This window comes from Sporichthyaceae bacterium (assembly GCA_036493475.1).
Taxonomy (GTDB): domain Bacteria; phylum Actinomycetota; class Actinomycetes; order Sporichthyales; family Sporichthyaceae; genus DASQPJ01.
Genome location: DASXPS010000151.1, coordinates 1 through 7,479 on the forward strand (window position 1 = coordinate 1; position 7,479 = coordinate 7,479).

Here is a 7,479-nt window from a genome sequence, read left to right on the forward strand (position 1 = left end):
GTCTGCAGGAGGAGACCGCGGCGGCCGCCTACACCGACCTGGCCAGCACCAAGGGCATCGCCCAGCGCGAGATCGAGGCGATCGCCGATCCGACCAGCTACGTCGGCGGGCACCCGCTGGCCGGTCGGGAGCGGTCCGGGCCGGGGGCGGCCCGTATCGATCTGTTCGCGGGCCGTCCGTGGGTGCTCACCCCGTCCGCGGCGAGCAGCGAGCGCGCGTTGGCCGCCGTGCGCCGGGTGGTCGAGCTGTGCCAGGCCACCGTGGTGCTGATGGACCCGGACACCCACGACCGCGCGGTCGCGTTGGTCTCCCACGCCCCGCAGGTGTTGGCCAGTCTGGTCGCCGCCCGGCTGGTCGGCGCCGACGCGGAGGCCGTCGGGCTGTCCGGACAGGGCATCCGCGACGTCACCCGCATCGCGGCTTCCGACCCCGCGCTATGGACGGAAATCCTCGCCGCCAACGCGGGCGCGGTGGCCGAGGTGCTGGCCGCGGTCGCCACCGATCTGGACCGGGTGGTGGCCGCACTGCGTGCCGTGGCCGGCAACGACGCGGCCGCGATCGACCCGGTCGCCGCCGCGCTGCGGGCGGGCAACGCGGGTCGCGCGGCCCTGCCCGGCAAGCACGGCGGCGCGCCCGCCCGGTTCACCGCGGTCCCCGTGCTGGTCCCGGACAAGCCCGGCGAGCTGGCCCGGTTGCTGACCGACGTGGGTACCGATGGCATCAACCTGGAGGACATGCGCATCGAGCACTCACCGGGCCAACCGGTGGGCCTGGTCGAGCTCGCGGTGCGCCCGGCGCTGGCCGAGGAACTGGTCGCAGCGCTCCGGGCGCGCGGCTGGGCCGTGCACTGGTGACGGTGTCCGGGGCATCACGCCAGGTAGGCTGAGGTGACTGGCCGAACCGCGGTCCGTCGCGGTTTCGGGAGTGTTCTGACGTGCAATCGCTGGTCGTCGCGATGGACGGGCCCTCGGGGTCCGGCAAGTCGAGCGTGTCCCGGGCGGTAGCCATCGAACTGCGGGTGCGCTACCTGGACACCGGTGCCATGTACCGGGCGATGACCTGGTGGATGTTGCGCGAGGGCGTGAACGTCAACGACCCGGTGGCGGTGGCCGCGGCGGTGCACAAACCCGCGCTGTGCAGCGGCACCGACCCGGCCGATCCCGGCATCACCGTGGACGGCGTTGATGTGTCCGGCTCCATCCGCAGCCGCGAGGTGACCAGCGCGGTCAGCGCCGTCAGCGCGGTGCCCGCGGTGCGTACCCGGCTGGTGGCCATGCAGCAGGCGATCATCGCGCGGTGTTCGGCGGACGACGGCGGCATCGTGGTGGAGGGCCGTGACATCGGCACCGTGGTCGCCCCGGACGCACCGGTGAAGATGTATCTGACCGCCTCGGAGGAAGCCCGCGCCGGGCGGCGCAACGCGGAGACCACGGTGGAGACGGTCCCGGTCGAGGTCACCCGCGACGAGATCGCACGCCGCGACCGACTGGATTCCACCCGCGCGGTCGCGCCGTTGGCCCGCGCCGCGGACGCGATCGAGCTGGACACCACCGCGTTGACCCAACAGCAGGTGGTGGACGTCGTGCTGGCCCGGGTGCGCCGGGTGGTCGAACCGGTGAGCGGCGATTTTGCCCACTGACTCCGAGTTCGACGAACTCGAGGAGTTCGACCCCACCGAGTTCGATCTCGGGGACGAGAACGACCTCGACGACTTCGTCGACAGCGACGAGGAGCCGTCCGGCCCGCTGCCCGTGCTGGCCGTGGTCGGCCGACCGAACGTGGGCAAGTCGAGCCTGGTCAATCGGATTATCGGCCGCCGCGAGGCGGTCACCGAGGACAAGCCCGGCGTGACCCGCGACCGTGTCGCGTACGACACGACCTGGGACGGACGTCGGTTCACCGTGGTGGACACCGGCGGCTGGGACCCGGACGGCGAGGGTCTGCGTGCCTCCATCACCGCGCAGGCCGAGCTCGCGGTGGCCGCCGCGGACGTGGTGCTTTTCGTGGTGGACGCCACCGTCGGCGCTACCGACCACGACGAGACCGTGGTTCGCATCCTGCGCGCGGCCAACAAACCCGTGGTGCTGGCCGCCAACAAGGTGGACGGCCCGGCGGGCGAGGCCGACGCCGCGATGTTGTGGTCGTTGGGCCTGGGGGAGCCGTACCCGGTGTCCGCGTTGCACGGTCGCGGGTCCGGGGAATTGCTGGCCGCGGTGCTCGACGTGCTGCCCGAAGCGCCCGGCGGTTCCGGAATCGGCACCGGCGGACCGCGCCGGGTGGCGCTGCTCGGCAAGCCGAACGTCGGCAAGTCCTCATTGTTGAACAAGTTGGCCGGAGCGAACCGCGTGGTGGTGGACGCGGTCGCGGGCACCACCGTCGACCCGGTCGACGAACTCATCGAGTTGGGCGGGCGCACCTGGCGGTTCGTGGACACTGCCGGGATTCGCCGCAAGGTGGCCACCGCCTCCGGCCACGAGTACTTCGCCAGCCTGCGCACCATGTCCGCACTGGAATCCGCCGAGGTCGCGGTGGTGCTGATCGACGCGCACGAACCCCTGTCCGAACAGGACACCCGGATCATCTCGATGGTGGTCGACGCCGGCCGTGCGCTGGTCATCGCGTACAACAAGTGGGACCTGCTCGACGAGGAACGTCGGCACTATCTGGAACGCGAGATCGAACGCGAATTGGTGCGGGTGCCCTGGGCGCTGCGGGTGAACATCGCCGCGCGCACCGGGCGGCACGTGGAGAAGTTGGTGCCGGCACTGGAAACCGCGCTGGACTCCTGGGACCAGCGCGTCCCGACCGGGAAGCTCAACGCGTTCATCGGGGCGCTGATCGCCGCCCACCCGCACCCGATCCGCGGCGGTAAACAACCGCGCATCCTGTTCGCCACCCAGGCCGCCACCCGTCCGCCCCGCTTCGTGTTGTTCGCCTCGGGCTTCCTGGAGGCCGGCTACCGGCGGTTCGTGGAACGTCGACTGCGCGAGGAGTTCGGCTTCATCGGCAGCCCGATCGACCTTTCGGTGAAGGTCAAGGAGAAGCGCAAGCGCTGACATGAATCCGCTCGAGGCCCTGATCACCGACGAGGAGAACACGCGCGAGTGGCTCGCCGGGCTGCGCCGCGAGTTCTCCCAGATCCTCGCATCCGCGGACACCGCCACCGACGACGAACACGACCCCGAGGGCACCACGGCCTACGACCGCGCCCGGGTCGCGGCGTTGGTCCAGGCCGCGGAGGCCCAGCTGGCCGACATCACTGCCGCCCGGGTCCGTTTGGACACCGCCGACTACGGCAGCTGTGTCGTCTGCGGCCGACCAATCCCGGCCGACCGACTGGCCGTGCGGCCCACCGCCCGCACCTGCGTCGGCTGCCCGCCGCGCTGACGAAGCGTCAGAACACGCCTAACGGTAATGCGCGGACGCCGGTCCTGACCCCTGCGATAAGGTCTGGGGGCTCGGTCGCACCGGGCTTCGGGCTGTAGCGCAGCTTGGTAGCGCACTTGACTGGGGGTCAAGGGGTCGCAGGTTCAAATCCTGTCAGCCCGACAGCATTTGTGCAGGTCAGAGGCCCTCTAGAGGGCCTCTAGATCGTTAATGGCCAGAATATGGCCAGATTGCAGGGGCTGTAGGGGCGACTCGGGACGCTGTTCGGCGACCAAGGGTCAACCGGCGCCGCAGCCGGAATTCGGTGGACCGGGTCTAGATTTCGCGGATCCGGATGCGGCGGTTGAGTGCGCCGGCGAGGCGGCGCAAATCGTCGGGGTCTAAAGTGATGACGGTGTCGTCGTCGGTGGTGGCGAGGACCAGGTGGGCATCGACGATGTCGGCGCTTTTGGACTTGGCGAGCAGCGCTCCGACGGGGTGGCTGTCGTCCTTGGTGAAGTCGCGGATGTGGCAGCCGCGGAGAAATCGGCGAAGTTGCGCCTGTCGTGGGGAGCGGCTGGCCTGGGCGATGACCGGCGCGGTGGTGATCGGCACGATGCCGAGTTCAAGGCGGGCTGTGTGGTCGGCCCAGATGGCGCGGTCGTTGCGATCGGCGGCAACCAGCGCCCCGGCGTCGTAGTGGACGCTCACGCCGAGCGGCGACGCTTGACGGGCTTCATGTCGGCGGCGACGCGCTTGCGGGCGGCGGCCAATTCCTCGTCGGTGAGGGTCCCGTTCTCGGCTTCCCACTCAGCGACGGCCGCCAGCCCGTCGCGGACGAGGAGTGCCCTGCGGGCGGCCTCGGTCATCCACGCGGACACGCTGACACCGTCCTGCTCCGCGGCTGCCACCACTCCGGCATGCACGTCGGGACTCACGGTTATCGCCAGCTTCGGCGAGGGCTCTCCACGCGGCACGCAACAAGTCTACCACCGGGGTAGGAGACTTCCGGGAACCGCTCGGCGAAGGACAAGACCGCGCAGCGCCCGCGCCGATCGCGCCGCGAGCGTTCCCGCGCATCGCTCGTGCAAACGGGCCGCCGGCCGGCGGCTGCGACGTCGGCCGGGTTCTCTTCAGAGCCGGGGTTCGACGCGGCGGCCGGTGTCGATGGAGTTGTCGAGGTCGGTGACGTCGAAGCGGATGTGGCGCCCGACCTTGTAGAAGCGAATGCGTCGTTGGGCGATCAGGCGGCGGATGAAGCGCTCCGGGGGGGCCGAGGCGTCGGCGCCCCGGGTGACCGTAAATAGCTCGTGCCCGGCGACGCGCGGGGCGGGCAGTCGGCCGGGGCTGGTCGCGGCGCGGCTTTGGCGACGTTGATGCACGTGGCGGGGCACTCGACGAGCAGTGCGGCACAGCGTTACCAGCACGCCACGCCGAGCACGCCTGTCGGGTGGCTGCTTCCGATGCCAGCGCCGCCGGGCTCCTTGCCACGGCCCCCCGGCGCCTTCGCGCCGATACCGCAAACTCGTCGGCCACGGCGGACGCCCAAGGGAACACGGGCTTAGCAGCACCGGCGATTGGTCGCACCCGAGGACCGTCAGTGTCGGGCAGCGCGAGGGCGCTCTCTAGGCTCCGATCTCGTGGCTGCTCCATTGTGGCTCCCGGACCTGTTCGGTTGGAAGCCTGCGTCGAGGAAGTCCTCGGCTACGTGTACGCGGTTGTTCGGCCGCGCGCTCGCGCCGAATATCGCCGACGTGGGCAGTGTGCCGAGCCTTCAGCTGGCGGGACACGTGTACGACGCGTTGGGCGTGGTGCGCGAGACGACTCGGGCTTTGGAGGATTCGGCTGAGGTGAACAAGGCTTCGGGGACGTTGCTGGAGCGTGCGGTGGAGAAGGACATGGCCGCGGCGCTCCCGGCGCTGGATGGCGGCCGGGTATGGATGGTTACCCACCAGGGCACGGCTTCGCGTTACGCCCAGTTCGAGCATCTAAACGCATTGCAGCGATTGTTCGAGGAACAACCGGCTCTGCGGGCGACGTTGGACCGTGACTATCAGGTGAGCACCGACGTGTACGTCGGTGTCGCGCATCCCGACGATGCAATGGCGAGGCCGTTCCTCCACGCGGCGATCTCGTGCAAGTGGACGATCCGGTCCGATCGGGTGCAGAACGTGCGCCACGAATTCGCCACGTTGGTGCGCAATCGGCGGGGCAGGCTCCCCCATCTTGTGCTGGTGACTGCCGAGCCGTTGCCCAAGCGGTTGATCTCCATTGCCCGTGGAACCGGTGAGGTTGACACGGTCTATCACCTGATGTTCGACGAGCTCGATGCTGCGGTCGCGGCCATGGCGTCGGCGGAACAGCGCGCGGTGTGGGCGGAGATGGTGGAGCAGCGCCGGCTGCGTCCCTACAGCGCGTTGGCCCGCGATCTGGTGCTCAGTTGAGTGGTCGTGTTGCCAGTTCACCGCGGATGTGTCCGGCGACCGCGGCGGCGAGGCCGCCGGGGACTGCATTGCCGATCTGTTTGGCGATCTCGATTTTCGAGCCGCACCACAGGTAGTCCTCCGGGAAGTCCTGGAGTGCGGCGGCCTCGGCGTGGGTGATGACGCGATTGACCCGGCGGGCTGGGTTGTCGAGCTCCCATTGCGGGTGCAGGTATTGACCTTTCTCGGGTTTGAAGAATTCGGTGCGGATGGTCAGCGACGGCGCGTCCCAGCGCATGCGGCCCATGACGTCGGTGGTTCCGGTGGGCTTCTCGCGCCAGCAGCGTGGCAGGAGTTCTTCGTGGACGTCGAAACGTCCGCCGCCCGGGGGCACACAGTCATAGCGCGCCAAGGACAGCGGCCGGGGTTGACGCCCGAAATGCAAATCGCGGCTCTTGAAGATGCCCGGTACCTGCTGGCCGAAGAACATCGTCTTGGACTCGGGCAACTCGGTGCCCCGCGCCGCCCACGGGAAGCGTTGTTCGTCGCCGATTCGGTCTCGGACGGGGGCCCACGGCAGCAGGCCGTCGCCGGGGTTTTTGGCGTGGGTTGGTGCGGGCAGGTCGATGCGTCCGACGCGGGAGCCGATGACGATGGTGCGTGGGCGGCGCTGAGCGACGCCGTAGTCGGCGGCCAGGAGCACGGCGTGGCTGAGTTCGTAGTCGGCGATCAGGCCCCCGGCGGCCTCGTTCAGCAGCAGGGCGAATTCGGTGCTGGACCGGAATCGGTCGACGTTCTCGATCACGAACACGCGGGGACGGGCGAGGCCGACGACGCGCAGATACTGTTTCCACAGTTGGTTGCGTGGATCGTCAACGTCGCGGCTGCCGAGGTTGGAGAAACCCTGGCAGGGTGGCCCGCCGATGACGACGTCGGCCAGAGGGACCTGGTCGTCGGGTAGTTCGGCGATGTCGCCCCAGAAGGTGTGGTCCTCGCCGAAGTTCGCGGCGTAGGTCGCGGCGGCGTGCAGGTTCCATTCGACCGCGAGGGCGGAGCGGAATCCGTGTCGGGCGAACCCGACGCTCATCCCCCCGCAACCGGCGAACAGGTCGATCATCGTCAGTTGCTCGGTCACGGCCACAGGCTAGAGGGGGCCGCCGACATTTCCTCGCCCCCACACAACGCTGGGAGAGATGAGGCGCAAGTGTCAGAGCCAGGGCTCGACGCGGCCGTTGTCGATGAAGGCGTCGAGGTCGACGACGTCGAAGCGGATGTAGCGCCCGACCTTGTAGAAGCGGACGCGTCGTTGGGCGATCAGGCGGCGGATGAAGCGCTCGGGGGTGCCGAGGCGTTCGGCGGCCTGGGTGACGCTGAGCAGGTCGTGTCCGGTGACACGGGGGCCGGCAGGGCGGGACGGTCGGTGGTGGGCACGGCGCGCCCCGGAAGGGTGCGGCTGGGTGCGGTGCGGGTGGATCCGGCGCGGGTCTGCGGCGGGATGCGCGGTGTGCTCACGGGTCCTCCGAGCGATCCCGGATCCCGCCGACTTGCGGACCCGGGTACGGCGTGTCGACTTGACATAAGGGTGGGTGACTCTCGGCTCCTTAGAGTCCGCCGTCAGTCAGATGGTTCCGAATCGCCACCATGGGTCCGAATCGGGCATCCGGGCACCGATCAGTGGGTGCCGCGCATC

At 69.6% G+C, this 7,479-nt stretch carries 10 protein-coding genes and 1 tRNA gene; 6 read left to right on the forward strand and 5 right to left on the reverse strand.

Features of this window, described 5'->3' with window-relative positions; genetic code table 11:
• The 5 genes from VGJ14_15520 to VGJ14_15540 form a co-directional block, all read left to right on the forward strand.
• Positions 1–854: prephenate dehydrogenase (locus tag VGJ14_15520; GenBank protein ID HEY2833838.1), on the forward strand; the 854-nt coding region annotated here is incomplete at its 5' end.
• Positions 855–934: 80 nt separating this feature from the next.
• Positions 935–1,639 (forward strand): (d)CMP kinase, encoded by a 705-nt coding sequence (gene cmk, locus VGJ14_15525; protein ID HEY2833839.1) that lies wholly within the window; start codon positions 935–937, stop codon positions 1,637–1,639.
• Positions 1,629–3,056, forward strand: coding sequence for a ribosome biogenesis GTPase Der (gene der, locus VGJ14_15530; protein ID HEY2833840.1), 1,428 nt, complete (start codon positions 1,629–1,631; stop codon positions 3,054–3,056). The genes cmk and der overlap by 11 nt, the downstream gene beginning before the upstream one ends.
• A 1-nt stretch (position 3,057) precedes the next feature.
• Positions 3,058–3,387 carry a TraR/DksA C4-type zinc finger protein gene (locus VGJ14_15535; GenBank protein HEY2833841.1) on the forward strand — a complete coding sequence of 110 codons (330 nt, stop codon included), beginning with the start codon at positions 3,058–3,060 and terminating at the stop codon, positions 3,385–3,387.
• 88 nt (positions 3,388–3,475) lie between these two features.
• Positions 3,476–3,549 (forward strand) — tRNA-Pro (locus VGJ14_15540).
• Between the two features lie 153 nt (positions 3,550–3,702).
• On the opposite strand, the gene VGJ14_15545 is transcribed toward VGJ14_15540, so the two are convergent.
• From VGJ14_15545 to VGJ14_15555, 3 genes are all read right to left on the reverse strand, one after another.
• Positions 3,703–4,077 (reverse strand): hypothetical protein, encoded by a 375-nt coding sequence (locus VGJ14_15545; GenBank protein HEY2833842.1) that lies wholly within the window; start codon positions 4,075–4,077, stop codon positions 3,703–3,705.
• Entirely contained in the window at positions 4,074–4,343 is a 270-nt protein-coding gene (locus tag VGJ14_15550) for a hypothetical protein (protein ID HEY2833843.1), read from the reverse strand. Before VGJ14_15550 ends, VGJ14_15545 begins: the two co-directional genes overlap by 4 nt.
• Before the next feature lie 156 nt (positions 4,344–4,499).
• Entirely contained in the window at positions 4,500–4,748 is a 249-nt protein-coding gene (locus VGJ14_15555; GenBank protein HEY2833844.1) for an excisionase family DNA-binding protein, read from the reverse strand.
• 258 nt (positions 4,749–5,006) lie between these two features.
• Here VGJ14_15555 and VGJ14_15560 point away from each other — a divergent pair, with 258 nt between their 5' ends.
• On the forward strand, positions 5,007–5,810 hold the full coding sequence (locus tag VGJ14_15560; GenBank protein ID HEY2833845.1) for an NgoMIV family type II restriction endonuclease: 804 nt from the start codon (positions 5,007–5,009) through the stop codon (positions 5,808–5,810).
• On the opposite strand, the gene VGJ14_15565 is transcribed toward VGJ14_15560, so the two are convergent.
• Positions 5,803–6,924, reverse strand: a complete 1,122-nt coding sequence (locus VGJ14_15565; protein HEY2833846.1) for a DNA cytosine methyltransferase — start codon at positions 6,922–6,924, stop codon at positions 5,803–5,805. The two genes, VGJ14_15560 and VGJ14_15565, sit on opposite strands and share 8 nt — an antisense overlap.
• 72 nt (positions 6,925–6,996) lie before the next feature.
• Complete coding sequence (locus VGJ14_15570) at positions 6,997–7,407, reverse strand: helix-turn-helix domain-containing protein (GenBank protein HEY2833847.1); 411 nt, start codon at positions 7,405–7,407, stop codon at positions 6,997–6,999.
• Positions 7,408–7,479: the final 72 nt, after the last annotated feature.